Source organism: Lentihominibacter hominis (genome assembly GCF_014385065.1).
GTDB classification, from domain to species: domain Bacteria; phylum Bacillota; class Clostridia; order Peptostreptococcales; family Anaerovoracaceae; genus Lentihominibacter; species Lentihominibacter hominis.
Map to the genome: position 1 here is coordinate 311,311 of NZ_JACRTA010000003.1, position 25,793 is coordinate 337,103.

The 25,793-nt window shown below is 37.9% G+C and carries 26 protein-coding genes, 1 tRNA gene and 1 other RNA gene; 7 read left to right on the top strand and 21 right to left on the bottom strand.

The window, feature by feature from the left end; translation table 11 throughout:
- Positions 1-26: 26 nt before the first annotated feature.
- Both H8692_RS09510 and nadE read right to left on the bottom strand, forming a co-directional pair.
- Positions 27-890: a substrate-binding domain-containing protein gene (locus H8692_RS09510; RefSeq protein ID WP_187525573.1), complete on the bottom strand. Its 864-nt coding sequence runs from the start codon at positions 888-890 to the stop codon at positions 27-29.
- A 228-nt stretch (positions 891-1,118) separates the two neighbouring features.
- A complete protein-coding gene (gene nadE, locus H8692_RS09515; protein WP_177269984.1) occupies positions 1,119-1,859 on the bottom strand; it encodes an NAD(+) synthase in 741 nt (246 codons plus the stop codon).
- 62 nt (positions 1,860-1,921) lie between these two features.
- Here nadE and H8692_RS09520 point away from each other — a divergent pair, with 62 nt between their 5' ends.
- Entirely contained in the window at positions 1,922-2,572 is a 651-nt protein-coding gene (locus tag H8692_RS09520; RefSeq protein WP_187525574.1) for a GNAT family N-acetyltransferase, read from the top strand.
- Positions 2,573-2,649: 77 nt separating this feature from the next.
- On the opposite strand, the gene H8692_RS09525 is transcribed toward H8692_RS09520, so the two are convergent.
- From H8692_RS09525 to murI, 3 genes are read right to left on the bottom strand one after another with little or no spacing between them, the layout of a single operon-like run.
- Entirely contained in the window at positions 2,650-3,591 is a 942-nt protein-coding gene (locus H8692_RS09525; protein WP_187525575.1) for an MBL fold metallo-hydrolase, read from the bottom strand.
- A gap of 15 nt (positions 3,592-3,606) precedes the next feature.
- The gene (locus H8692_RS09530) at positions 3,607-4,209 is read right to left on the bottom strand and encodes a hypothetical protein (RefSeq protein ID WP_177269990.1); all 603 of its coding nucleotides are present in this window, start codon (positions 4,207-4,209) and stop codon (positions 3,607-3,609) included.
- Complete coding sequence (gene murI, locus H8692_RS09535) at positions 4,206-5,039, bottom strand: glutamate racemase (RefSeq protein ID WP_177269992.1); 834 nt, start codon at positions 5,037-5,039, stop codon at positions 4,206-4,208. Before murI ends, H8692_RS09530 begins: the two co-directional genes overlap by 4 nt.
- A gap of 221 nt (positions 5,040-5,260) precedes the next feature.
- Here murI and pepF point away from each other — a divergent pair, with 221 nt between their 5' ends.
- Genes pepF through H8692_RS09550 form a run of 3 tightly spaced genes read left to right on the top strand, consistent with a single transcriptional unit; the run spans position 5,261 to position 8,836 of the window.
- The gene (pepF, locus tag H8692_RS09540) at positions 5,261-7,063 is read left to right on the top strand and encodes an oligoendopeptidase F (RefSeq protein ID WP_187525576.1); all 1,803 of its coding nucleotides are present in this window, start codon (positions 5,261-5,263) and stop codon (positions 7,061-7,063) included.
- Positions 7,064-7,103: 40 nt separating this feature from the next.
- Positions 7,104-7,907, top strand: a complete 804-nt coding sequence (locus tag H8692_RS09545) for an NAD(+)/NADH kinase (RefSeq protein WP_177269996.1) — start codon at positions 7,104-7,106, stop codon at positions 7,905-7,907.
- Between the two features lie 35 nt (positions 7,908-7,942).
- Positions 7,943-8,836 carry an RluA family pseudouridine synthase gene (locus H8692_RS09550; RefSeq protein WP_187525577.1) on the top strand — a complete coding sequence of 298 codons (894 nt, stop codon included), beginning with the start codon at positions 7,943-7,945 and terminating at the stop codon, positions 8,834-8,836.
- A 50-nt stretch (positions 8,837-8,886) separates the two neighbouring features.
- Here the strand turns inward: H8692_RS09550 and H8692_RS09555 are convergent, their stop codons facing one another.
- Positions 8,887-9,279, bottom strand: coding sequence for an RrF2 family transcriptional regulator (locus H8692_RS09555; RefSeq protein ID WP_187525578.1), 393 nt, complete (start codon positions 9,277-9,279; stop codon positions 8,887-8,889).
- 99 nt (positions 9,280-9,378) lie between these two features.
- Positions 9,379-10,842, bottom strand: a complete 1,464-nt coding sequence (locus H8692_RS09560; protein WP_187525579.1) for a polysaccharide deacetylase family protein — start codon at positions 10,840-10,842, stop codon at positions 9,379-9,381.
- Between the two features lie 185 nt (positions 10,843-11,027).
- Between H8692_RS09560 and mscL the strand changes: the two genes are divergently transcribed.
- Positions 11,028-11,432 (top strand): large conductance mechanosensitive channel protein MscL, encoded by a 405-nt coding sequence (mscL, locus tag H8692_RS09565; RefSeq protein WP_177270004.1) that lies wholly within the window; start codon positions 11,028-11,030, stop codon positions 11,430-11,432.
- A 2-nt stretch (positions 11,433-11,434) separates the two neighbouring features.
- Here the strand turns inward: mscL and H8692_RS09570 are convergent, their stop codons facing one another.
- From H8692_RS09570 to H8692_RS09625, 12 genes are all read right to left on the bottom strand, one after another.
- A complete protein-coding gene (locus H8692_RS09570; protein ID WP_177270008.1) occupies positions 11,435-12,253 on the bottom strand; it encodes a DUF368 domain-containing protein in 819 nt (272 codons plus the stop codon).
- Between the two features lie 177 nt (positions 12,254-12,430).
- A tRNA-Leu gene (locus H8692_RS09575) sits at positions 12,431-12,517 on the bottom strand.
- A gap of 105 nt (positions 12,518-12,622) precedes the next feature.
- An RNA gene (gene rnpB, locus H8692_RS09580) (RNase P RNA component class A) lies at positions 12,623-12,974 on the bottom strand.
- A 55-nt stretch (positions 12,975-13,029) separates the two neighbouring features.
- A complete protein-coding gene (locus H8692_RS09585; RefSeq protein ID WP_177268034.1) occupies positions 13,030-13,875 on the bottom strand; it encodes a Nif3-like dinuclear metal center hexameric protein in 846 nt (281 codons plus the stop codon).
- A complete protein-coding gene (locus H8692_RS09590; RefSeq protein ID WP_187525580.1) occupies positions 13,868-14,626 on the bottom strand; it encodes a tRNA (adenine(22)-N(1))-methyltransferase in 759 nt (252 codons plus the stop codon). Before H8692_RS09590 ends, H8692_RS09585 begins: the two co-directional genes overlap by 8 nt.
- A 4-nt stretch (positions 14,627-14,630) precedes the next feature.
- Positions 14,631-15,779, bottom strand: a complete 1,149-nt coding sequence (gene rpoD, locus H8692_RS09595; protein ID WP_177268059.1) for an RNA polymerase sigma factor RpoD — start codon at positions 15,777-15,779, stop codon at positions 14,631-14,633.
- A gap of 124 nt (positions 15,780-15,903) precedes the next feature.
- Positions 15,904-17,658 carry a DNA primase gene (gene dnaG, locus H8692_RS09600; protein ID WP_187525581.1) on the bottom strand — a complete coding sequence of 585 codons (1,755 nt, stop codon included), beginning with the start codon at positions 17,656-17,658 and terminating at the stop codon, positions 15,904-15,906.
- Positions 17,659-17,762: 104 nt separating this feature from the next.
- On the bottom strand, positions 17,763-18,767 hold the full coding sequence (locus H8692_RS09605; RefSeq protein ID WP_187525582.1) for a deoxyguanosinetriphosphate triphosphohydrolase: 1,005 nt from the start codon (positions 18,765-18,767) through the stop codon (positions 17,763-17,765).
- Between the two features lie 38 nt (positions 18,768-18,805).
- Entirely contained in the window at positions 18,806-19,000 is a 195-nt protein-coding gene (locus tag H8692_RS09610; RefSeq protein ID WP_177268042.1) for a catalase-related domain-containing protein, read from the bottom strand.
- On the bottom strand, positions 18,997-19,968 hold the full coding sequence (locus tag H8692_RS09615; protein ID WP_187525583.1) for a catalase: 972 nt from the start codon (positions 19,966-19,968) through the stop codon (positions 18,997-18,999). Before H8692_RS09615 ends, H8692_RS09610 begins: the two co-directional genes overlap by 4 nt.
- Positions 19,969-20,028: 60 nt before the next feature.
- Positions 20,029-20,457, bottom strand: a complete 429-nt coding sequence (gene dut, locus H8692_RS09620; protein WP_187525584.1) for a dUTP diphosphatase — start codon at positions 20,455-20,457, stop codon at positions 20,029-20,031.
- Entirely contained in the window at positions 20,454-21,662 is a 1,209-nt protein-coding gene (locus H8692_RS09625; protein WP_187525585.1) for a M16 family metallopeptidase, read from the bottom strand. Before H8692_RS09625 ends, dut begins: the two co-directional genes overlap by 4 nt.
- Positions 21,663-21,829: 167 nt before the next feature.
- Between H8692_RS09625 and H8692_RS09630 the strand changes: the two genes are divergently transcribed.
- Positions 21,830-22,849 carry a hypothetical protein gene (locus H8692_RS09630; protein ID WP_177268049.1) on the top strand — a complete coding sequence of 340 codons (1,020 nt, stop codon included), beginning with the start codon at positions 21,830-21,832 and terminating at the stop codon, positions 22,847-22,849.
- Between the two features lie 101 nt (positions 22,850-22,950).
- Here H8692_RS09630 and H8692_RS09635 read toward each other — a convergent pair whose 3' ends face one another.
- Complete coding sequence (locus H8692_RS09635; RefSeq protein ID WP_187525586.1) at positions 22,951-23,943, bottom strand: 2-hydroxyacid dehydrogenase; 993 nt, start codon at positions 23,941-23,943, stop codon at positions 22,951-22,953.
- Between the two features lie 113 nt (positions 23,944-24,056).
- On the opposite strand from H8692_RS09635, the gene H8692_RS09640 reads away from it, so the two are divergent.
- Positions 24,057-25,229 carry an iron-containing alcohol dehydrogenase gene (locus tag H8692_RS09640; protein WP_177268053.1) on the top strand — a complete coding sequence of 391 codons (1,173 nt, stop codon included), beginning with the start codon at positions 24,057-24,059 and terminating at the stop codon, positions 25,227-25,229.
- Positions 25,230-25,233: 4 nt separating this feature from the next.
- On the opposite strand, the gene H8692_RS09645 is transcribed toward H8692_RS09640, so the two are convergent.
- A complete protein-coding gene (locus H8692_RS09645) occupies positions 25,234-25,665 on the bottom strand; it encodes an acyl-CoA thioesterase (RefSeq protein ID WP_187525587.1) in 432 nt (143 codons plus the stop codon).
- Positions 25,666-25,793 lie beyond the last annotated feature (128 nt).

Genomic DNA, 25,793 nt, shown 5'->3' on the forward strand with positions numbered 1-25,793 from the left:
TACCTATTATTCTTTCTTACTTTATACTATTTAACATCAGCCCAGTTTGTGATCTCTCCGGTGAATATCTTCATTATCTGCTCTGTAGTCAAATCCTCTACTGCGTTATCATTATTCACGATCACTGCTATACCATCAAGAGCAATCTCCTGACTTGTAAGACCTTCACTGGCTTCTTCATCCTCAAGAGCTCTTGAAGCCATACCGATATCACATACACCTTCTAAAGTACTCTGTATTCCGGCGCCTGATCCTGTCTGCTGAATCTCAATGGTAACATCACTGTTAAGCTCTTTATACTTATCAGCAAGAACTTCCATTACCGGAGATACAGAAGTAGATCCGGCTAATGTTATGGTTCCTTTAAGTCCGCTTGCTTTGTAGTTTTCTGCAGAATCATTAGCCATTATATAACCTTCTTCTTCAACAATTTTCTGTCCGTCGGAACTCATGATAAATTTTATAAAATCCTGAGGAAGCTCTCCAAGATCACTTTTAGTTACGATATTGAAAGGTCTCTGAAGTTTATAATCCCCACTTTTTACATTGTCCACTGTAGCCTCTACACCGTCAACTTTTACAGCTTTAACCGAATCATCCAGCGAACCGAGGGATATATAACCGATAGCTGCATCATTTCCGGCTACCGACTGGGTAACTACCGATGTGCTGTTGGATATTTCTGCTGTATCTACAGTTTTGTCAACATCATCCTGCAGAATTCCCGTCAACTCCGTGAAAGCATCTCTCGTTCCGGAACCTTCTTCACGAGAAATCACCGTGATGTCTTTGTCTCCTGACTCGTTGCCACCTCCGCAGCTTGCCAGTGAAAAAATCATAACTGCTGATAAACTTAACGTAAGGATTTTAGCTAATCTGCTTTTTTTCATTTTTTACATCTCCTTCATTTCTTGATTTGATTATGTACTTTTATTTTTCTCTTTTGTACGTTTTGTATTATAGATTCTCAATGTTAAATACAAAATCTTATCTACGTTAAATCTATGTAAAATGTTTTACAATTATCATGAGGACAAATCAGAAATATTAAAAGAAATATTTTTTTATATAAAAAACCGGGCAATTACTGCCCGGTCATTAAATTATAACACGATATTCTATTTTTCCGGTTTATATTGAAATGTCGGCATCGGCTGCAGCTTAAAAAGATTCATTGTATGCATGCGATCTATTTTTTCTTTAATTTCTTTATCCTCGCACACACCTTCTCTTATATATTTATCTAATACTTCATAGGTAAATCCCAGATTGTCTTCATCTGTTAGTCCGCAAAGACCGTCAATAGGCACTTTATCTACAAATATAGAAGGAAGTCCAAGTGCTCTTCCCACTGCTTTTACTTCCTGTACTGTCAACATTGATAAAGCGCTGAAATCTCCTGCCATATCACCAAATTTAGTTGAATATCCCACCCAGTCTTCTGAAAGGTTACAGGTATTGGCTACTCTTCCATTAACACTCTGCGATACGGCATACAGAACTGACATTCTCAGTCTCGGAGGAAGATTAACTTTTGCCTGACCTTCAAATCTTTCAAAATTTTTTTCAAGCTGACTTACCACTCCTATATATGCATCCTTAATATTTATCACGATACTTTCAATACCAAGATGCTCCGCCAGTTTATGTGAAACATCAATATCAAACTGTTCTCCATTAGGCATCATCACTCCAAGAACTCTATCTTTTCCTAAAGCTTCCGTACACAGTGCGGCAACTACAGAACTATCCTTTCCGCCGGAAAGCCCTATTACTGCTTTACATCCCTTGCCGTTTTCTTCAAACCAATCCCTGATCCACTCAACGATCTCATTCTTTGTCTTTTCCGCATTAAACATATTACATTCTACCTTTCCGATTTTTACTTGAATCTATCTGACGATGATGTTATCATTTATTCATGAAAACTACGATTAATATACCACAACTTTATAAAATAAAACAATCCGATAAGGAAAAACTTATCAGAACATATTTAGATGCCTTTGATCAGTATCCTAAATTAATGAATGCTTTTACCGAAAAAGATAAGCGTATGCTGGCTCTCGAAGCTACATTAAGATATTACACCGCTTTTGATTTGAAGTACGGTGCAGGATACAGCCTCGATGAAAATGTCAACGAAGCTGTTATGCTGATACATTCTGACGATATGGAATGTACGTTTTTCAAGCATCTGATGGCCGGAAGTTACAGCCGTTCATACAGAAAAATCATGAACAAACTTACAAGAGCCGAAAGACAGGTAAGAATAGACCTTTTCAACGAGCTTGAACGTCTTGAAAAAGATATCAACCTTCCGGAACCTCATATATATGTTGATTTTCTTGGGGTATCCAAAGATTATCAGCATCAGGGCCGAGGAAAAAAACTCATGGCCTGCATATGCAGGTATGCCGACAGCCTGAAACTCCCTCTCATGCTGTTTACCAATACGGCAGATGATGTGAAATTCTACCAAAATCTCGGATTCAATATCACAGGCGAAACATCCTCTGAAAAATTTGGTTTTGTCAATACGTATTTGACATATGGATCAGAAGATAAATAAGAAAATCCCGGCCGTACCGATTTTATATTACATGAACTATTTAGTCTTATGGATAATATTGTCCGTAAGACTTTTTATTATAATACTTTCAAGAAAGCTTTGATAATAGCTTTGGAATTTATTATGTAAGCTTCTATAGGCTGCACCTGTTTTAAAGCCGAATCCCAATATTTTTCTATATATTGATTAACCATTTTGTTTTCGTCAAGCCCTTCGGCCTTCATCTGTTTCACAAAATCAAGCTTCTCTTGGCAAGCTTCTTCAAACATTTCCCAGTATTTATCATTAAAACTTTTAGGAAGCATTCCAAAATGAGGGAGGCACAAATACTCCGCCCTATAATCCATACATTTTTTCATAGAAATCATTGAATCGCCGTAATCTTTTAATATTGGTGTATGAACATATTCCGCCCGTTCAAGCATGCCGGTACTCTCACTTGTAAAAAGAAGCCTGTAAGGCTCCAGTCCGTAACTCATGGAACAGTCGGTATGTCCTTTAGTTTCAATCGCAATAATACGTTCCTTTCCTAAAGATATGGAATCACCTTCCTTTAAAACCAAATCCACAGCCAAGCCTTCAATAGTGATATCTCCTTTATCATCAGGAGCATAAAGATCTCTGGCTGCGGTACCAAGTTCTTTTATCAGATTTCTTGCATTTGGCCTTTTAAGGATTTCACAGCAATGATGGCTTGCACAGACGATAACTTCGGGAAACTCATCCTTTACATAAGGAAGCGCACCTATATGATCATAATGAGAATGACTGAGAATTACAAAATCGAGTTTTTCACGTCCGCGGATTTTAAGCTCCTTCTTTAGATTGGCAGTCATACTTTTACCACAGTAAGCCATACCGCAGTCTAAAAGAGCTGTCTTTTCACTCCCCATTATCAGCAAAGCTTCGCCTCCATTTCCTGCCGTAACCCTACATATATCGGCAGGAAAACGAAATCTGTCAAAATCATCTCCGAATATATTAAATACATCATCGGTAATCATAACATTTTTTGACATAACTAAATCAGCTCCTTATACATAAGGCTCAAGACCCTCATCACCCGGCTCACCGTCCTCGGGAGAAAAAACGATGGTCCCATCGTTTTCATCTTCAGTCTTTGCCAGATCGGAAAAAGATACCGTATAATCATCCAGCTGATAATCAAGAGCCTTTTCAAAATCATATCGGTACTTCTCCCCTCCCAATTTTTCTACACGGGAAGCAGTAATGGCATCTCTCACCGTATGGTACAAAACAGCTCCTCCATCTTCCGGTTTAAGCTGTACTTCCGATTCACGGGAATACCAGTTGCTGAATTTATGGAACTCCTCGGCAAACCTTCTCAGATCAGTATCATCCTCCATATTGGATATCATACCGGTAAGGCTGAGTTTTATCTGATGAAGCAGCGAAAATATTTCCCCTGAATCCTCAGGCAGCCCCTCCAGAATATCCTCAAAATAATCATTGAGAAGCTCTTCTATCATTGTTTTGTCAGCCCTGTCAAAAAGCTGATACATAGCCTCAGGCTCAATATAATCTTCACTTTCAATCATATCAGCCATAGCCTCAAAATACTCGAAATCTCTTCCATCCTCTAAATCAAGGTATTCTAACAATTCATCAAAATTCATATAATCTGTTCTCCGTTTTCAAGATCAAAATTTAAAAACTTTACATTTGCTGTTTCTCTTTCACCTTCAAATATGTGATCTATCATATTTATAAAGTTTTCCGAAAGATCGCTGGCATAAAACACATTTTCAAAAGCAGAATCTGCGGCAAGCATATCTTTTTCCGCCAATATACGCTTTATGTTATCCGCCATGATGCTGGATGGATTTATTATGTGCAGCTTTGGGTAAATTCTTTCGATATTTTTGCTTATAAGCGGATAATGAGTACAGCCCAGTATTAATGTATCGATGTTATTTTTTCTTATGAAATCATCCATATAATATTCTATAGTAAGATCCATAATAGGATTTTGGATTATACCCTCTTCTATAAGAGGAACAAAAGCCGGACATGCAGTTTCAAAAATATTCAGGCTTTTGTTATATCGTTTTATATGCTTCTCATACTCTCTGCTGGATATGGTAACTTTCGTACCTATTATTCCAATATTATTTTGCTGAGTACACACTTGAGCCACATTTTGAGCTGCAGGGTCTATGATTCCCAGTATTGGAATCTGCGGGAATCTTTCCTGAAGTTCATCTACACACGTAGCACTGACAGTATTGCATGCAATCACAATCATTTTCACATTGCTTTTGACCAGAAAATCAGCAATCTCCATAGAAAAATTCTTTATAGTACTGGCGGCCTTTGAACCATAAGGAGTCCTTGCGGTGTCTCCAAAATATATTATTTTTTCATCAGGCAGTTTCTTCATCAAAGGAGTTATACATGTAAGCCCTCCTAAACCTGAATCAAAAAAACCTATGGGTCTATTGTCCATTACGGTAATAATCCTTTCATATTTATGGTATAATGGACGAAAAATATCACAAAAATAACAAAGTCGGCTTTGCTGATTTTAATTTAAGAATCTCCTTTGCCGGCCATGTGGGAAATAGTGAAAACAATATTTCCTACATAATAAGAAACGTCCATGTTATAATCATATCGGTTTATTATATAATATTACGATTATAAAGTAAATTATTACGGAGGGAAAAAATGAATTCAAAAGAATTGAAAACCAGAGAGCAAATAGATAAAAAATACAAATGGAATATCGAAGCTATGATTTGTGATGAATCATCTGTAAACAGCGATTTAGATTCCATAAAAGACCGCGCAGAAAAATATGCGGCAGACTACTCAGGAAGACTTGCAGAAAATGCCGAAACTCTTTTGGCTGCATACACAGAACGTGATCTCATATGGAGAGACCTTGAAAAAATATTCGTTTATGCCAGAATGAGACGTGATGAAAATAATGCAGAGAGTAAATATCAGGCGATGACAAGCAAATGCAGTACTGTTATTGCAGCTGTGTCCTCTTCCATGTCTTTTTTTACTCCCGAACTGCTTTCAGCTTCAGATAAAACTATATTAGATTTCATAAAAAAGGAACCTGGACTCAAAGAATATGAATTTGCCATAAAGGATACACTTCGTCAGAAAGCTCATATATTATCGGAAGAAGAAGAAAACATTCTCGCACAAATGAGTGAAGTCACAGGCGCTACCAACGATATCTTCACTATGCTTAACAACGCAGATATAAAATTCGGTTCCATAATTGATGAAGACGGTGACAAAATTCAGGTTACTCATGGCAACTATATTAAATTTATGGAAAGTCACAACAGAAATGTCAGGAAAGCTGCATATGATTCAATGTACACATCATATAAAGACCTCGTAAATACTATCGCATCCTGCTACAGCTATAATACCAAGACAGATGTGATAGGCTCCAGAATAAGAAAATTTGACTCTGCAAGAGCGGCAGCTCTTTCAGGAGATAATATACCTGCAAACGTATATGATAATCTTATTTCTGTAGTTAATGAAAATCTTCCGGTCATGCACAGATATGTACAGCTGCGAAAAAAAATGCTGGGATTGGATAAAATGTACATGTATGATATGTATGTACCTCTCATAGAACTTCCAAATAAAACAGTTCCTTATGAAGAAGCTCTTGATATTATGCGTGCGGGACTGTCCCCTCTCGGCTCTGAATATATAGAAAAAATGAACGAAGGTATATCTCAGGGATGGATAGATGTTTATGAAAACAAAGGAAAGACAAGCGGAGCATATAGTTTCGGAAGTTATGACAGCTATCCTTATATACTTTTGAATTATACCGATACTCTTAAAGATGTGTTTACAATAGTTCATGAAATGGGACACTCTATGCACTCAAGATATACAAGAGACAACCAACCTTATATATACGGAAGTCACTCAATATTCACTGCCGAAGTTGCATCTACAGTTAACGAATCTCTGTTGATGCAGTATCTGCTCAATAAAGAAACAGATACAGAAATGAGAAAATATCTTCTTAATCTTCACTTAGAAGAATTCAGAACTACCCTTTTCAGACAAACCATGTTCGCCGAATTTGAAGATATTACTCACAAAACTATAGAAAACGGGCAAGTCCTCACTGCTGAAAGAATGTGCGAACAGTATGAGGCTCTCAATGCAAAATACTATGGAGACGCTGTCGAAAAAGATGATACAATAAAATACGAATGGGCCCGAATACCTCATTTTTATAATGCTTTTTACGTCTATAAATACGCTACAGGTTATTCTGCTGCTACAGCTATCTCTGATAAAATTCTTACAGAAGGCGAACCTGCCAGAAAAGCTTATATAGAATTCCTGAAAACCGGAGAATCGGATTATCCTATTGAACTGTTAAAAATAGCAGGCGTCGATATGAGTACTCCGGCACCTATAGAAAAAGCTATGAATACTTTTAAGAATCTTCTTGATGAGTTTGAAAAATTAGTTTAACGTTTTATTTAATCGATTAAAAACATATCGGGAGAAAAATATGAAGAAAAAATATATAGACATATTTACAAATGGTACTGATGTTTCGCTTCAGACCCGGTCAATACTCGTAAAAAAACTGACAGACAAAGGCTATGAAGTCTCTTTTGAATATTCCGGAAAAGCAGAGCTTATTATCTGCATAGGCGGAGACGGTGCTCTTCTGAAAGCTGTTCATTCATGCGATTTCCCCGGCTGTCCTATGATAGGAATAAATACAGGACACCTCGGCTTTTTCCAAGAAATATCTCCGGAAAATCTCGATATGTTTATTTCTGATTATGAAAACAGACAGTATTCTATACAGGAACTGAGTACAGTAAAAGCTATGGTAACTACACTTGACGGTACATGCAACAGTCACTTGGGATTAAATGAGATCGTCATAAAAGGCAGGCACTCCTATTCTGTACATCTGGACATATCTATAGGAGGCATGTCCATAGAAAGATTCAGCGGCGACGGTATACTTGTCGCCACCTCTGCAGGAAGTACAGCTTATAATTATTCTCTTGGAGGCTCCATTGTCGATCCCCGCCTGAAGCTCCTGCAGGTAACTCCAATAGCTCCCATGAACACCACTGCATACCGCTCTTTTACATCCAGCATACTGCTGCCCTCAGATCTTTCTCTCGGTGTTATACCGGAGCACAATGACGATATGATATTTATAGTAAATGATGGTACAGAAACCGAATATTCCAATGTAAAAAAAATAGACGTAATGATCTCAGAAACCTATGTACAGCTTATGAGATTCAAAAATTACGATTTCTGGAACAAAGTGAAAACAAAATTTCTGTAGTATTCATAAAACAACTGAAAGGCATAATCATAGCAATGACAGATTTTATTCACAAAGTAACGACCTGTGACGAAGGTCTTGAAATCAAAGATATAATGAGAAATCACTTCGACTTTTCTTCACGTCTGAGAAATAAAATAAAACGTGAAAAACTTGTGATGCTTAATGGAAAACAGACACAAGGATGGATCAAACCAAAGATAGGAGATGTGATAAAAATTACACTACCTGAAGAAACAAGCAATTTTGAACCTCAAAATATACCTATTTATCCTATATTTGAAGACAATGACCTGCTTATCATAAACAAACAGCCCGGCCTTATAGTCCATCCCACGAAAGGACATCCATCAGGAACTGTTGCTAATGCTCTTGCATACTATATGCAGCAGACTAAACAGCTCTTTAAAATACGATTTGTCAACCGCCTCGATATGGACACTTCCGGACTCCTGGTAATAGCAAAAAATGCCTACTGCCAAAACGACTACACTAATCAGATGAAAGCAGGTACAGTAAAAAAGTGCTATACAGCTATAGTGCGGGGCCTGATTGAATCGAATTCCGGTACTATAGATCTGCCCATAGGAAGACCTGATCCGGAAAATGTAAGACGAGGAGTCATGAAAAACGGCTCTCCCTCAATAACCCATTACAAGGTAATAAAAAGATTCCCTCGTATGGGATATACGCTTACAGAACTTGTTCTCGAAACCGGGCGTACTCATCAAATACGCGTACATATGTCCCATATAGGTCATCCTATACTGGGAGACTGGCTATATGGCGGAGATAATGTACATCTTATGGAAAGACAGGCCCTTCACGCAGCCCGTCTTTCCTTCATTCATCCCATAACAAAAGAGAAACTTCATCTTAAAGCGCCTCTTCCGCCTGACATGATAGAGGCTCTAAAAAAATTATCATAATAATAAAAACCTCTTTTATATTATTTAAATTATATAAAAGAGGTTTTTATTCAATCCATTATCTCTTCAATGGTTTTTCGTTTCATTTCATCTATGAGGATAGTCTGTATCCGCTCTATCTCTTGATGAACTTTACAAGGCATGCTTTCCGGATTTCTTACACAATCTTCCTTCATGCAGTGCAGTATTGCAAGATCCCCTTCTGTAATGCTTACGATGTCATATAAAGTCAGCTTATCAAGAGATTTATTGAGATAATATCCTCCCTGATTGCCTCTTTCTGAATTAACAAGATCAGCCATTTCAAGCTCTCTCAATATTTTATATGCAAATGCCCGCGGGATGTCCTCTCTCTGACAGATTTCTCTGACATTGTGTACCTTTCCGTCACGCAAAACACGACATATTCTCATAGCATAATCACTTCGTCTCGTAATTAACATAATACAACACACTCCATATTTATCAATTCATTTTTTGATCATATATACTCAACCAACATTAGTTTAACATGAAATATATATTATATCAAATAAGTACATTTAAAAAGTTCTGTAAACTTGTCCTTTTTTAGGATCTGCTCCTGTTTTATACTTTATCATCTCGCTCACTGTAACAAGCTGATAACCATTTTCTTTAAGCCATGGTACAATAAGATCTGTGGCATCTGCAGTAGAATCATAAATAGAATGCATCAATATTATCTTTCCATCAAGATTCTTCATTTTCTTGACTTCTTCAAATATCTTTTTACCATCACGGCTCTTCCAGTCAAGAGTATCTACGGTCCACATTATCACAGGCATTGCTGACATCTTATTTATGGTATCGTTTGTCTCACCGTAGCTTGGTCTGAAAGCTGTAGGATCTTCTCCCGTCACTGCTTTTATGGCTGCATTAGTATCATCAAACTGCTTTTGTATCTGTTCAGGTTTAAGCTTTGTCAGTACAGGATGATTCCATGTATGGGTTCCTATCTGACATCCAAGATCATAAGCAGTTTTCAAGTTAGCTGAATTTCCGGCAACCCTGCTTCCCAGATAAAAAAATGTAGCTACATCGCCGTTTTTTCTTAAGCACTCAAGTATCCTTGTCTCCGCACCGCCTCCCGGCCCATCATCATATGTTAGAGCTACCATAGGTTTTGTCGGATCTATATATCGTTCCAGAATCTTATTTCTGAGTCCCGTTCCCATATCAGCCTCAGGGATTCCTGCAGATATGACACCCCTTGATTCGTCCAGTACAGTTCCTTCGTCGAAAAAAAATGTAACACCGGTATCCGTAAGAGCATATTTATTAAAATTATTCTCCCCGGCTGTGACATAATCTTGCCACCCATCCTTTAATTCGTCCTTTTTGTAATTTTTTCTGAAATATTTCATAAAAAATTCAGAACATATTTCTTTATATTTTTCTGAAAAAATCTGCTGAGGTATAAGAATTTTTCCTGTTTTAGCAGAAAACTGATATGTATATATCATCGAAGCATCCTGCTCCATGTCCTTCTTTCTTTCACTGTTTTCTGATTCATATATAGAAAGGCTTATTACTCCTTTATCTGATTCATATACACTTGATCTTAATATCAAGGCATGTTCCAAAGGTCTATAATTTCTCTGATCTTCATATCTCTTTGCCCTCGATTCTTCCTCAGCATTCTTATCCTGCTGATACTTTTCTTTAATCTCCTTTATCTTCTGATCTCGAAAGACTGCTATAGATTCATTGTCACAAACGCCATAATCTATTACATACGATATGGGCCTTCCGTATTCATAATCAATCTTGGTTTTCCCTCTTACACTGAACTGTGAAGTTTTCTTCAGTTCATCATCCGCATATTCCCTAAACTCATCCTCATTTTGATAAACATTAGTCGATATGTATGATATGAGGCCTATACAAACTGTAGCGATCAGAACTGCAATAAAGATTATAAAGAGAATAATATGCCTTTTCCTTTTTTTTCTGATCCGATCCATATGGCGCTGTTCCCTGTTCATTTTTTTCCCCATTTCCTTAAAATATTACAAATTTATTATACACCTGCTTATACCTTAAGGACAAATATTCTATACAAAGAGAAAATTTAGTCGACATACTTCTCAAGGTTTTACATACGCCGGCAATAATGTTAAAATACTTTAAATAAGTTACAGGAAAACAGAAAGAAAATCAAGGTGAACAAATGAAAAAGTTTTTTAATGAATTTAAGGAATTTGCCATGAAAGGAAATGTTATGGATATGGCTGTAGGTATCATCATCGGAGCCGCATTCACAGCCATAGTGACTTCACTGGTAAACGACATTCTTTCTCCCATAATCGGCCTTCTGGTCCGCGTCGACTTCAATGATCTGGCAGTTACTGTATCAGGCGTAGATCTTAAATACGGTTCATTCATCATGGCAATAATCAATTTTATCATCGTAGCCTTTGCTCTTTTCATACTGATAAAAGCCATGAACAAAGCAATGTCAATAGCCAGAAAACCCAAAGAAAAAGCTCCTGCGACTAAGGAATGTCCTTACTGCAAGAGCGAAATATCCATACATGCCAGAAGATGTCCACACTGCACATCATACCTTCAATAAAATCAAAACTTATTGGAAATAAACAAAATAATTCCTATCCCTGCCGACAGAGTGACAGCACACAATATTATTTCCGCTCCGGCAGGGACACCGGGAAAAACTTCTGCAAGAGATCCTAAAACAAATCCCAAAATCATAAGATACGTAGGCTGAGGAAATTGTAACATAGCTTTCTCAAGAATCTTAGTAGTCAAAATTATTCCCAATATCAAACCTAAACCCAAAGGAATCAAAAACGGCATATACACCTGACTTATGGCAGTGACAGTTTCATCATAAAGCCCCATTACCAAAAGAAGATATGAAACACTTATTCCGGGAAGTACTAAAGCTATAGCCGCTATAAAGCCGGCAAGAACCAGAAAAAGCATTCCTTTCAAATCTGCGTCAAGGGAAGAATCCGAACCCCCTATCGGTATAAAAGCCACCGCTGTAACTATAACTATACCGACAACCACATAAAAGAGACCTCTTATGGAAAACTTTTTGAGTTCTGATTTTTTAAATATCAAAGGCACTCCGCCCAATACAGCACCCATAAAAAAATAAAGAGTAGGCATAGGAAATTCCTCTATAAGATATAATATCGGTCTGGAAAGCAAAAACATTCCCAGTATCCCTCCTGCCGAAAACAACAGAAGAAATTTAAAGCTGGCGCTTTTATGTTTCATAAATGAACTTACCGAATAAATCAAATCATCATATATGCCTAGTATTATCGCCATGGATCCTCCGCTGACTCCCGGAACAAGCATTGTTCCTCCTACTATAAGACCTTTTATCAATGTCCAAAAATTATTATTTCCTATTCTCGGTTCCATATAATTTTTCTGCACTGTATCTGTTTCCCTTTCTTAAAACGCTATTTCCCTTATAGAAATGCCGACGCTTCCAGCTTCATCTTAAAACTCTTCACTGTTAATATTTATTTCATAATAACAAAAATGCAAATTTCCAAAGATCATTAACCATTGAAAAATTTGCATTTTAGTTTTTCGTGGTGCGGATAAAGGGATTCGAACCCCCATGAAGTAACCCTCACACGGACCTGAACCGTGCGCGTCTGCCAATTCCGCCATATCCGCATATCCAGCGACTTTTACATTATACTATATTTTCAAATTTTTGCAAGGGAATAATAATAATTTGTCCCTGTTTTTTACTCGGCAATATCAATTTTATTTCAATAAGATTTGGGCAAGACATAAGCCGGGTTCTGTATCAGACAATCATCTATCTTGGCCTGCCGTTACCGACAGGCTCATGCGACCTACCTCCCGGACAGCGACGGGCCGCCGCTTTTTATGTCCTGCTTGGTCTTGCTCCGAATGGGGTTTACACGGAAAATATGTTACCATATTCTCCTGTGAGCTCTTACCTCACAATTTCAACCTTACCACGGCATTATCCGTTTCGGCGGTATGTTTCTGTTGCACTTTCCCTATAGTTACCTACGCCGGACGTTATCCGGCATCCTTGCCCTGCGGAGCCCGGACTTTCCTCATATATCCCGAAGATATACGCGATTGTCAGTCTTACCCAAAAAATTATAACATTAATATTTATAACACAATCAACTTCTTTTGTAAAGAAATCCTTACAGCATCCTAAAAGGATCAAGATCTATAGCTGATTCAATTATTTTTACGTTTTCCGGCACTTTTTTCTGTAATTTTTCTCTCATAACCGCTGCAAAAAATTTTTCTGTCCCATAATGACCTGCATCCAAAACACAAATGCCATGAGCTAAAGCATCTCTGGCTTCATGATATTTAACATCGCCTGTTATAAAAAGTTGACACCCTGATGCAGCAGCCATCTTCATAAGATCAGCGCCTGCCCCCGTACATATTCCTATGATAGTTATTTCACGATTAAGATCACCTGTTATCCTCATCTGCCTCACACTCATATCAAGCTGTGCGGCTACCATGCCTGCAATCTGAATACAGCTGGCAGGTTCCTTCAATTTTCCTATGCGTCCTATATCCGCTTCATCCTTATTTTCACACATTTTTTCAGGAGAAACTATATCTTCGCCTTTCAAATTTTTAACTGAAGATAAACCAAGTCGTCCGGCTAATATATCATTGTTTCCACCTTTTACTTTATCAAATGGTGTATGACAGGAATAAACTGATATTTTGCCGGATATCAGCTTCATAACAGCTCTGTCATATGATTCCCTATAATTTAATTTTCTAATTCCGCTGAATATAAGAGGATGATGACTTATTATCATATCTGCACCCATATCAACAGCTTCATCGGCAACGGACTCATCGATTTCAAGACATGTAAGTATCCTGCGAATTTTTCTGTCATCAAAGCCTATAATAAGTCCGCTGTTATCCCATGTCTCCTGCAATGAAACGGGAGCTATAGTTTCTATGATATCTGCTATGTCAAAAACGCTCACTGTATTTTTCTTTTTGTTATCCATTTTTTCTGTATTCCTCCAACAATCCCTTTAAATAATATATAGCGCTGCATATATTTGCTTCAAGAATATGATCTCGTTTTTTTGAAAGCATCACATTTTCCAATTTCTTTTTCTCTATGTCAAGATTTCTCATAATGAATTCTTCCACAGGTCCTGTTGCCTCGGTTATCCATGGAGGCAATCTGTAAAATATCATGTTATCATTATTCCCCTGTATATTACAATCTGTTATACTCAGACACTGACCGTCATCATCACATATCTCAGATCCCGGGCTCAGTACAGTGATTATTTCTGTTATGTACTTGCCTTCCTCAGCAAGATCTTCATGAATTATGGTAAATCCGTTTTCTAAAAGCCATTTTCTCAGCTCCCCCTGTCTGATTCTGGGTTGAAGAATGAATTTTCTGAAAGAACTTGTGAGTTTCATATCTGCGTTCATCATATCTCTTATGAGTTTTCCGCCCATTCCCGCTATCACAACAGTATCTACTTCAGACTTTTTCAATACGGAAAGGCCATCGCCAGTTCTGAAATATATACCGGATCCAATATCCGCATATTCTCTGAAATTACGCTGTCCCTTCATGAGAGAGGATTCACTCACATCAGTCATTACTGCCATAGGAGATATACCTGAATTGACCATATATATAGGCAAAAAACCATGATCTGTACCTATATCAGCCATGGTTTCGCCTTTGCTTATTCTGCCTGCTATTGTCTGTAATCTATTACTTAAATTGATCATATCTTTATTCCAAATAATCTTTGAGTTTTTTGCTTCTTGTAGGATGTCTTAGTTTTCTCAAAGCTTTAGCCTCAATTTGTCTTATTCTCTCACGTGTTACATCAAATTTCTTGCCGACTTCTTCCAATGTTCTGGCTCTGCCGTCTTCAAGACCGAATCTGAGCTTAAGAACTTTCTGTTCTCTTTCCGTAAGAGTTCCCAGCACATCGACAAGCTGCTCTTTAAGCATCGAAAATGCAGCTGCTTCAGCAGGTGCCGGAGCATCATCATCTGGAATGAAATCTCCTAAATGACTGTCTTCCTCTTCTCCTATAGGGGTCTCCAAAGATACAGGTTCTTGTGATATTTTAAGTATTTCTCTGACTTTTTCAACAGAAATTCCCATTTCAGCAGCTATTTCATCAGGTGTAGGTTCTCTTCCTTCCTCCTGCAGAAGCTGCCTTGATACCCTTATCAGCTTATTTATAGTTTCCACCATATGAACAGGTATCCTTATAGTCCTCGCCTGATCAGCTATAGATCTTGTTATGGCCTGTCTTATCCACCACGTCGCATATGTGCTGAATTTATAACCCTTTGTCCAGTCAAACTTGTCCACTGCTTTTATGAGACCTAAGTTTCCCTCCTGTATAAGATCCAAAAACAGCATACCTCTGCCTACATACTTCTTTGCTATACTCACTACCAGCCTGAGATTTGCTTCACATAGCTTCTGTTTAGCATATTCATCACCCTGCTCCATACGTTTCGCAAGATCTATTTCCTCCTGAGCTGTAAGAAGAGGAACTTTTCCGATTTCTTTAAGATACATTCTTACAGGATCATCTACCGCAATATTTTTTGAAATGGTAGCTTCAAGATCTATCTCTTTAGCCCCCGGATTTTCTGCGATAACAGCTTCCACCTCAGGATCTTCTATCTCATCTTCATCTATTTCCAGAAGATCTATATCATCCGGTTCACTTTCCAGATTTACTTCAATCCCCTTGCTCATGAGAGTTTCATAAATATCATCCATCTGGTCTTTATCTATATCCATATCTCCCAGTCTGTCCGAAACTTCGGTATACGTCAGCACCTTTTTTGACTTGGCAGCAGCTTTCTCTGTCAAATCCTTTATTATCTGCGCCTTTGTTTCATCATCTAAGATCATTGTTTCTGCCGTCTTATTTTTCAGCGGCATATTTTTTTCACTTTTCACTGTTCTTTCCTCAGAAATATTTTCATCTGAAATTTTACTGTTTATATTTTTGATCTCAACCATTTCCTATGCCCCCTTATTTCTTCAATTCTTTCTGTATCTCAATAAGCTGTCTTGTGAGCTTGATGATCTCTTCACGATTTTCTTCTTCGTCAGCCATGGAAAGCCGTATCATCAATTCTTTTTCCTGCCGTTTCAGCGACCTTTCTCTGATTCGAGCTATACAATCATCAAATACCGCTTTTTCTCTTCCTGCCGGAATTAGCTCTTCTTCTATTTCTGCCAGACACTCTATATCATCTTCATCCAATATGTCCTTCAATTTATTCATATCTACAGATTCCCCATCATCATATAAAGAAATCATTGCTTCATATATATTTTTCCCGGGGCTGCTTTCAAAAGCAGTTTCCTTTATATCATCGGGAATACTGATATATCCGGAATCAAGGATCATAAGTTTTATCAAATCCTTCTCTATAAGAGACATTGAATCTCGCTTATTATCCTCTTGTTCAGTTCTGCGGTTGATATCAGAAGGATGTTCGAAATTCTTCACCTGACTATTATTGCCTAAATACTCAAATCTTATAGCACCCTCTGAAACGCCTGTGTCTTCAGCTAATTTCTTTATATATATATCAGCTTCCACCGGCTTCATTGATTTTAAAATATCAACAGCTTCTCCTATATAATCTATACGCTGCTGCTGATCGTTCATATCATATTTGGCTTTCGCAAAATCAAGCTTAAAGTCTCCGTAAGGCTGAGCATTATCTATAAGCCGGATAAATGCTTTCCTTCCGTTTTTCTTGATAAACTCATCAGGATCTTTTCCTTCTGTTACTTTTAAAACTCTTGCTCTGCAGCTTTCTTTATAAAGTATATCCAGCCCCCTCATGGCAGCACTCTGCCCTGCATTATCGGCATCATATGAAAGAATCACATTTTTTGTATACCGTTTTATGAGTCTGGCCTGATTTTCTGTAAGAGCTGTGCCCAAAGAAGCAGATACATTACGAACCCCGTTCTGATAAAGAGACACCACGTCCATATATCCTTCTACCAGTATGATGGAATCTTCCTTTCTCACATCTCCTCCAGCCAGATTGAGGCCGTACAAATTGTATTTCTTCTTAAAAATATTAGATTCCTGTGAATTTAAGTATTTAGGCTCACCTTCTCCTATTATTCTTCCTCCGAAGCCTATCACTTTACCACCAGTATTGATTATAGGAAATATCACCCGGTTCCTGAACTTATCAAAATACCTGCCGTTGGATTTTGAAATAAGCCCAAGGTCAAGCATCTTTTCCTCGGAAATACCTTTACCCCTGAGAAATCCATATAAGCTGTCCCATTTTTCATCAGCATATCCTATACCAAATTTATTCAGTATTTCTTCGGATATTCCTCTTCTTTTCATATATGTATATCCCGGATTTGCCTGCTGGCGCAATGCTTTGAAAAAAAACCTGGCAGCCTGTCTGTTTATCTCATAAAGCTCATCTTTATCTTTATTGCTTCTGAAAGCTCCTTCAAGACTTATGCCATATTCCTTGGCAAGCATTTCAACAGATCCTCTGAAATCCAAATTATAATAGCGCTTTACAAATTCAAGCAAATCTCCGGTAGCTCCGCAGCCGAAACAAGTAAATATCTGTTTCGACTCTGAAACAATAAAAGAAGGTGTTTTCTCATTGTGAAACGGGCAAACCCCTTTATAATTGCTCCCGGCTTTTTTAAGGGGTACTACTCTGCCGATAACATCAACAATATTACACCTGCTCTTTATTTCATCGACTATATTTACATGGTTATTTGTGTTCACTTTTGCCCCTCTTGATTAAAATAATCCTTAATTATTATATACGACAAAAGTCTCCACTTTCCTTTTTTTAATTCTAAAATTTTATGTTTTTATAACTTATGCTTTCATGTTGTTTTAGAAAATAATTTTTCATAAAGATTTACCGCATATCTATCTGTCATTCCCGCTATATGATCCTTAACAAGCTCCTCTTTACAGAATTCATCTCTCATAGCTTTGAGATCATCGGGAAGCGCTTGCGGATGATTAAGAAAATATTTATACAGAGCAATTATTATAACTCTTACTTTATTTATATCTTCTGCTTTTTTTACCCTCTGATTATGATATACATTCTTAAACATATATGTACGAAGTTCATTCATTGCTTGCGCTTTTTCTTCACTCAAACAGACAAAAGATCCGTTAAAACTGTTATTTATCATATCTCTAACCAGGGTATCTATTCTTTTCTTGTGAGTATCTCCTAAAACATTTATGCTTTCCTTGGGAAGATCTTTCGATGTTATTATACCGCTTCTGATAGCATCATCAATATCATGATTTATATAAGCTATACGATCGCTGGTCTTTACCACCTGCCCTTCTAATGTAACGGGCATCTTACTTCCTGTATGATTCAATATACCGTCCCTGACTTCAAAAGTAAGATTCATACCGCGTCTACTGCTCCCCGATTCAAGAACATCCACTACTCGTAAACTTTGAATATTATGTTTGAAACCACCTGGATGTATTTCATTTAAAACAGCTTCTCCGCTATGGCCAAAAGGTGTATGCCCCAAATCGTGACCCATAGCTATAGCCTCGGTGAGATCTTCATTAAGACCCAGTCCTCGTGAAATAGTCCTGGCTATCTGTGATACTTCTATGGTATGAGTCAGTCTTGTTCTGTAATGATCGCCCTCCGGAGCGAGAAAAACTTGCGTTTTGTGCATAAGCCTTCTGAAAGCTTTGGAATGTATTATTCTATCTTTGTCTCTCTGAAAATCCGTTCTCACACTGCACTTATCTTCCTCAAGCTTTCGGCCTCTGCTCTTTGCGGATTTTGCCGCATAAGGCGATAAATACTCAAATTCTCTTTTTTCCAAATCTTCTCTGCCTATCATTGCCTCCTCCTGATAATAATTATAATACATATACTGCTTTATGTTGTAAAGTCGTTTCTCCTTCTTACATTAGTACCGAGTCTGTGATCAACATCATTTAAAAGAGATATTATTTTCTTTTGAAGATCATCTTCCAAAAAAAATATATCTTCAGCAACGGCTTCTTCAAGATCCTTTTTCTGCGCTTCTGATAACTTGTTAAAAAATTCCCCGGCCTGTATCAGTTCCTTCACTCACATTCACCTCTCTCAAAAGCTTCTATCTGATATATATAATTCATCATATCATTAAATCCGTCACTGTATAACTCTATACCTTTTGCAGTATTTCCGGGAGCAAAGCTTACCATATCTCTCTTAAACTGTCTATCATCAGGAATCCCGGTAAGCCTCATTATTCCCGCAGCAACAGGAGATACTGTCTCATCCTCCCAAATCAGCGTGTTTCTGACATAATCATATTTATTATACCTATCATAATCTAACATCTGTACATAAAGTTCAAATTTAGGAAAATTTCCAGAAGATACAGCTGATTCAAGTTCATTAGAAGCCCTGTCACTATCAAATCCTGCAATAAATTCAGCTGATATTCTATCTACTTTGTTTCTTCCTTTTTCCGTTTTTTCCTTCTCTTCATATATAGGTATCCATTTATACCGTACGAGAAACCTCTTGCCTTTACTGTTTTTCCAAACAGTCAGATTAGCAGAAAACCATGACATATCAATAAATGATGAAGATAGCCCCTCATAAGAAAACAACCTGATAGCACAATTGGCAGCTTCAGGATTCTCAACGATAAATCTCCAAAATTCCGTATTATTTATACCGTCAAAATACTCTCTCTTAGTAAAAGCCTTCAACATACTGAAAAATTTTGTATCTTCATTTATAAAGAAGACCGGCATACTGTGGCAAATCATATCGTATTCTTCATCGCTCTGAAATTTTACACTCATTCCTTTTATATTCCGAACTGTATCAGCAGTACCTTTATTTCCCAGCATAGAAGCAAATCTTACCGTTACCGGAGTCACTTCGTCAAAACTACTAAATATCTCCGATTCCGTATAATCGGAAAATGACATATACGGCCGAAAAAAACCTTCGGCAAAGATACCTTTTCTGAACATAAGCCTGGGCTTTGGTATTTCTTTTATCATCCTATGTAACTGCTTTAGCATTAAAAAATCTGTCATCTACACCACCTCACGGTAGTATATGCGACAGATTTGATTTTTGACCATATGACTGTCCGTTTAAATTCCGGTATGACCGAAACCTCCGCGGCCTCTTTCAGTTTCTGACAATTTCTCAGTTTTTTTTAATGATACTTTTTCATATTTTGCTGCCACCATCTGCGCGATACGATCCCCGTCATTTACCGTAAAACTTTCCTGTCCCCAATTTATAAGAGATATTTTTATCTCTCCCCGGTAGTCGCTGTCTATAGTACCTATTCCGTTGGTAAGACCTATGCCGTATTTTACCGCAAGACCGCTCCTTGCTCTTATCTGAACTTCATATCCGGAAGGTATCTCCATAAACAATCCTGTGGGAATAAGAGCGCGCATACCCGGTTTCAATTCTACAGGCTCTTTTAAATAAGCTTGTATATCCATACCTGCCGATCCATCCGTTTCGTAACGCGGAAGCCTTCCGGAAAGCGTTTTTACTTTTATTATCATCTTTTCACAAGCCTTTCCAGATCAAAATTTTTGCCTGTAACTGCCGCTGCACAGTATGACGAATAATCTCCTATGATGCTTGCAGCCTGTAATATATCTTCTCTTGTAACCTTATCAAATTTCCCAAGAACTTCTTGCGGTGAATAAACCTTATCAAGCAACAATTTATTTTTTCCTATGGAAAACATCCTACTGTTTATATTTTCCAAACCGAATATGTATGAACTCTTCACCTGTTCCTTTGCCATTGCAAGTTCTTCCTCTGTAACACCATCAGTTCTGAGAATTTCCAACTCAAATTTTACAGCATTCAGCGTTTCTTCCACTTTGTCATGGGCTACACCCGCATATATGCTGAAAAATCCCCAGTAACTGGAAAATATGTTCATGGAGCATACGGTATATGCCAGACCTTTTTCTTCTCTTATATTCTGAAAAAGTCTGGAGCTCATACTTCCTCCAAATATACTGTTCATCAGCACAAAAGAATAATATCTTTCGTCATCCATTGAAACACCCGGAGTTGCAAGGCATATATGTGTCTGTTCTATATCTCTTTCTTTTACATTGAAATCTTGCCTGTACGGTTTTAATATCACTTCTTTTTTAACTTTCTCGTCACGAAGAGAATCAAGCCTGCTTTCAAAAAGATCTATGATCTTGTCTTCGTCAAAATTGCCGGCTACAGCTACAACTATACTGTCTTTTGCGTATTTTTCACTGAAATACCCGGTCAACTTTTCTCTGTCTATATCTGACAGACTTTCCGGTGTCCCAAGAACACTTCTTCCCAGCGGATTACCGCTTGAAACCAATTCTGAAATAGTATCATATACATCATCGTCTGGACTGTCCTGTACCATCTTTATCTCTTCAAATATTACCTGTCTCTCTTTATCCATATCATCCGGATCAAATCGGGATTCTGTCAGCATATCCAGAAGTATTTCAGCTCCGGCATAGATGTTGGATGACAACGTTTTAATGTAATAACACGTTGCCTCCTTGCCGGTAAATGCATTGAACATGCCGCCGATCTTATCAACATCTGAAGCGATTTCTTTCGCAGTTCTGTTCTTAGTTCCTTTAAACATCATGTGTTCTATATAATGTGATACACCCGAAACATCGTCGCTTTCATCAGCTGCTCCGACTTTCACCCATATTCCCAAAGCTGCCGACTGAACATAATCGGTCTTTTCCATTATTAACGTTGTACCGCATTTTAATTTTATTGTTTTTACCATATCAACGCTGCCCTTTCTCCAAAATATAAATTGTATTGTAACACAAATCCAGAATTTTTCATATACTGCCATTGAACAATTCAGTATAAATTCATATTTAAAATTACCATTCAAGGAGGTAAAACATGAACTGTTTTTGCACACCACAAAACAACACTACAGGAGAATCCTGCTGTAAGGCAAATGAACTTTGCAGCTTCAGCGGCAATCTTGATGATGTGACCGCAACTCCCATCTATGTACAGAGCGTATACGACGCTGTGAGATTCCACATGCAGGGTATGAAAACCGTACAGTGTCTGAAATTCACTCCTGCTATTCCGCCGGGATGCTCAGTAAGCAGGATACTTGATATCAGATGCAAGAAGGTCTTCGATCCTTCCCAGGCATCAAACTGCGATAATCTCACTCTTGACATGGAAACAGGAATTTCGGGAGCCTATTTCGTTAATGAATGCAACAGCGTAGTTGAAACAGTAGGTCCTGACGGTGTTCCTTCAGAAAAAATATTGTTTGCTGATACCAGCGAATGTGACGCAACAGACTGCGGTACACCTATATTCGGAACTCAGAACGTAAGAATCTGGGGTAACATAGTCGTTTATATCGATCTTGCTATATGCGACAGCTGCGGCAGAGAAAGCACAATGACTATCTGTGCTGAAGTCAACATAGCGAAACCATCATGCCCATTAGTACTTACCAACTTCTTTGAGCTCTGCATGCCAAGCACTACAAATTCAGCGTTTATGCCAAGACTTACAGAGCTTTCAAATGCGGGATTCAGCTGCAGAATGGCTACAAATAATGCTTCAAGAGACTTGTGCATAGGACCTAACGGAGAAATTTCAGCCAATCTTATCGTCACTATCTGCATAACCGTAGAAAAGAAAATCACCGTTCCTGTTCAGCTCTGTGTTCTTTCAACAGGCTTTGCAGAAGCACCTCTTCAGGAAAATGTGTCAGGTGTAGTCACATGCCCGGGACTGTTTCCTGAAAGAAATGATGGAAGCAGCAGCTCCAATAGCTGTCAAAGCGAGTCAAACTCTTGCATTACGAACCCGTGCTGCGATCCATGCTGCCCTCCGTCATCTGGAGACTGCGACTGCGGCTGCAGTGATTACCCACCGAAAACGTGCAAATAACCGCTGCAGATAATACATTAAGAAAAAAGAAAATCTATATTTTCCATAATTAAATTTCCTCTCTTTATCAAATTTTATTTGATAAAGAGAGGTTTTTTCTGCTATAAATTCACTACATTATCCGGTCTTTCTCCTTTTTCTACTTTCTCTATAGAGGACCATATCATATTATATCCCCTTTTAAAGGAAGCGCCTGTGATACCTCCTATGTGACAGCTTAAAAGGAGCTTTTTCGAATTTTGATTGGAAATACTGAGAAGAGGGTTATCCTCATGTACAGGCTCCCCATCTATAGTATCGAGTCCTGCTCCTGCTATTTCACCACATTCAATAGCCTCAACAAGAGCCTTACTGTTTACCAGTTCACCTCTGGATGTATTGATAAGATACGATGTATTCTTCATTTTCTTGAAAAAAGTCTCATCTGCCATATATTTTGTTTCTGAAGAGACAGGCAAATGAAGGCTTACTATATCACTGACACCAAGAAGACAGTCAAGTGGCATATAATCTGCTTTATATTCTCCTTCTTCCTCCTTTGTCAGTCTGTTTGGTTTATAATAAACTACTTTCGCTCCAAAAACACGCAAAAGCCTTGCAGTTGCCTTTGCAATATCGCCAAAACCGATAAGCCCTACTGTACATTCCCCCAGTTCTTTAAGACTTCCTTCAAGCATATACGCTTCTTTTGTTATAATCTGAGTCCCCTTTCTTACGCTTCCGTCTCCTCCCACTACATCGCGCAAAAGCCCCAACATAAGCAGTATTGTCTGTTCTGCCACAGCGGTGGAATTCATACCTTTACAGTTACATACATATATGCTGCGTTCTGCTGCTGCTTTTACATCTATCCCTTGATATCCGACGCCTTCCGAATGTATCAGCTTAAGATTCGGCATATTATCTATAATATACCCTGAAACGCTTCCTACAGCATCAACAATTATACACTCTGCATCCCGCCCCTTTTCAAGAATCTCATTGTCAGAAGCATCCAAAGGAACATAGACGATTTCATATTTTTTAAGTATTGTTCTATCATCGGTATACTTTTCGAGACGCCCTTCTTTTCCCATTATCAGAAGTTTTTTCATATGACTCTCCTTTCCTTTTAATTGTAACAAATAATGCAGGTACTTCAACATTAAATGTACAAATTATGATATAATGCTTAACGATTATTTTAATACAAAGGAGGCTATTTTATATGTTAGGAAATTTCACTTTTTCCAACCCGACAAAAATACATTTCGGTAAAAATTCTATTGAAAAACTTTATACAGAACTTTCAAATTATGGAAAAAACGTACTTCTCTGCTATGGAAAAGGCTCTGTCAAAAAAAACGGAATATACGACCATGTGACAGAGATACTGAATAAATGCGGTAAGAATATTACAGAGTTTTCCGATATCATGTCTAACCCTACTTTAGAAAAACTGAATGACGGAAGAAAGCTGGCAAAAGACAATAATATTGATCTTATTCTCGCCGTAGGCGGAGGCAGCGTCTGCGATATGGCAAAAGGAATTTCTGCCACTGCCTACTGCAAGGAAGATCCGTGGGAAAAATATTACATACAAGGCAAGGAAGCCGAGGATAAAGTGATACCTGTTGGATGCGTACTTACCATGGTAGGCACAGGCTCTGAGATGAACGGAGGCTCAGTTATTACAAATACCGTTACTAAGCAGAAGATCTGCGCTATCTTTGGAGAAAGAGCTTTCCCTAAATTTTCAATAATGGATCCCACATATACTTTCACTCTTCCAAGATACCAAATGGTATCAGGATGCTTCGATGTGATGTCCCACATCATGGAACAATATTTTTCAGGAAATGATGACAACGTGTCCGACTATATATCCGAGGGAATGATGCGCTCCGTAATACATTCTTCCCTCGCTGCAGCAAAGAATCCTTTAGACTATGAAGCACGAAGCAATATTATGTGGCTTGCAGCGTGGGCACTAAACACTCTCATAGAAATGGGCAAATCCACAGACTGGATGGTCCACATGATAGGTGAAGCCACTACTGCACATACCGACGCCACTCACGGAATGACTCTGTCAGCCGTTTCACTGCCTTACTACAGATATATCATGCCTTACGGCCTGCACAAATTCAAAAGATTTGCATTAAACGTATGGGGAGTTTCACCAAAAAATAAAAGCGACGAAGAAATTGCCGCAGAAGGTCTCGACAAACTAGAGGAATGGATGAAAAAACTTGATCTCGTAATGAGTATAAGAGATTTCGGTGTCACTGAAGAAATGCTGGATGGTATAGCAAAAAGCGCTCTTATCCTTGACGGAGGTTATAAAATACTTAGCAGAGAGGAAATAAAGGAAATTCTGAAAAAAAGTCTCTGCGCATAATTATTCATTTATCAGAGAAGAAGCTGTCTGCTTCTTCTCTCCATCTTATCTCTTCATTATCTTGAATATCATCTAACATAATTCTGTGTATTAAAGATTTTTTCGTGACAGGGTCTACAGTGACAAATGTAACATACCCTTCAGCATACAGTTCCCCAGTATCTGCATTCTTCAGATTCACATGCACAGTTATGCTTGTTTTTCCCGATCTTACAACAACGCTTTCGTAGCTCACAATATCTCCCGGTTTTACAGATCTTATAAAATCAAATTTATGGGTATTTTTGTACAGAAGGCCATCCTTGTTTCCATGTTCAAGGCATGCTGCAATAAAAGCAGATTCTATCATCCATTCAATCCCTCTTCCGGCATACAGATTAGAATGGTGATTGAGATGCTCCATTCTCACCATATGAAAAGATTTATATCGTTTCATTTTAAACCTTTCTCCTCATGATTATTTATCTGCGTAATATCTTATCATCGCAATCGCTGACAGTCAAATGTTGATTTTCCCCTCTGCATATGTTACCGTATTTTAGTCGAAACTAAGTTTATATTGAA